Genomic DNA, 2028 nt, shown 5'->3' with positions numbered 1-2028 from the left:
TGCTTCTGTTGTTTGAGAACTCAATAGTGTGCCATGTTTGTTGATACCGATTGTTTTTTGATTGGTTGATTTGCTGGTCGCCTCACTTTGTGGGGTGGCTGGTTTTTTGGCTGGTTTCAGATTTTGTGCAGCGTGGGCTCTTCTTTTTCCGGGGGGTTTGTGTTGTGTTCGTATTTTTTTACGGAGAGTTTGATCCTGGCTCAGGATGAACGCTGGCGGCGTGCTTAACACATGCAAGTCGAACGATGATGCGGTGCTTGCACCGTGGATTAGTGGCGAACGGGTGAGTAACACGTGAGTAACCTTCCCTTGACTCTGGGATAAGCCTGGGAAACTGGGTCTAATACTGGATATGACTGATCATCGCATGGTGGTTGGTGGAAAGCTTTTGTGGTTTTGGATGGACTCGCGGCCTATCAGCTTGTTGGTGGGGTAATGGCCTACCAAGGCGACGACGGGTAGCCGGCCTGAGAGGGTGGACGGCCACACTGGGACTGAGACACGGCCCAGACTCCTACGGGAGGCAGCAGTGGGGAATATTGCACAATGGGCGCAAGCCTGATGCAGCGACGCCGCGTGAGGGATGAAGGCCTTCGGGTTGTAAACCTCTTTCAGTAGGGAAGAAGCGAAAGTGACGGTACCTGCAGAAGAAGCGCCGGCTAACTACGTGCCAGCAGCCGCGGTAATACGTAGGGCGCAAGCGTTATCCGGAATTATTGGGCGTAAAGAGCTCGTAGGCGGTTTGTCGCGTCTGCCGTGAAAGTCCGGGGCTTAACTCCGGATCTGCGGTGGGTACGGGCAGACTTGAGTGATGTAGGGGAGACTGGAATTCCTGGTGTAGCGGTGAAATGCGCAGATATCAGGAGGAACACCGATGGCGAAGGCAGGTCTCTGGGCATTAACTGACGCTGAGGAGCGAAAGCATGGGGAGCGAACAGGATTAGATACCCTGGTAGTCCATGCCGTAAACGTTGGGCACTAGGTGTGGGGGACATTCCACGTGTTCCGCGCCGTAGCTAACGCATTAAGTGCCCCGCCTGGGGAGTACGGCCGCAAGGCTAAAACTCAAAGGAATTGACGGGGGCCCGCACAAGCGGCGGAGCATGCGGATTAATTCGATGCAACGCGAAGAACCTTACCAAGGCTTGACATGAACCGGAACGGCGCAGAGATGTGTCGGCCACTTGTGGCCGGTTTACAGGTGGTGCATGGTTGTCGTCAGCTCGTGTCGTGAGATGTTGGGTTAAGTCCCGCAACGAGCGCAACCCTCGTTCCATGTTGCCAGCGGGTTATGCCGGGGACTCATGGGAGACTGCCGGGGTCAACTCGGAGGAAGGTGGGGACGACGTCAAATCATCATGCCCCTTATGTCTTGGGCTTCACGCATGCTACAATGGCCGGTACAAAGGGTTGCGATGCTGTGAGGTGGAGCTAATCCCAAAAAGCCGGTCTCAGTTCGGATTGAGGTCTGCAACTCGACCTCATGAAGTCGGAGTCGCTAGTAATCGCAGATCAGCAACGCTGCGGTGAATACGTTCCCGGGCCTTGTACACACCGCCCGTCAAGTCACGAAAGTTGGTAACACCCGAAGCCGGTGGCCTAACCCCTTGTGGGAGGGAGCTGTCGAAGGTGGGACCGGCGATTGGGACTAAGTCGTAACAAGGTAGCCGTACCGGAAGGTGCGGCTGGATCACCTCCTTTCTAAGGAGCGCCTTACAGCTTTCTGCTGCCTCGATAGTGGGCTGGTGGGGGTTGTCAGGAGTTAGCCCATTGCGCAGGCGTTTGTTCTGCGGTGGGTGCTCATGGGTGGAATATCAACGAATTGTGGTGGCTGCTGGTGCTGGCTGGGTTGAGTACGGATCTGTGTTGTCCTGTCCCTTTGGGGTTGGGGTGCGTGGGTTGTGGAAAGGCGTGGTTGGTGGTGGTGGTTTCATCGTTTGGCACACTGTTGGGTCCTGAGGCAACAGGAGCCTGACCCCTTTTGATTCTGCACGGTGTGTGGGGTGTCCTGCACGGTGTGTGGGGTGT

Annotated in this window: 1 rRNA gene; it reads left to right on the top strand. The window is 55.8% G+C overall.

The window, feature by feature from the left end:
- Positions 1-177 precede the first annotated feature (177 nt).
- A 16S ribosomal RNA gene (locus tag ACX80C_RS19265) occupies positions 178-1701 on the top strand.
- Positions 1702-2028 lie beyond the last annotated feature (327 nt).

This window comes from Arthrobacter tecti (assembly GCF_054511355.1).
This window is presented reverse-complemented; position numbering and strand designations above follow the sequence as displayed.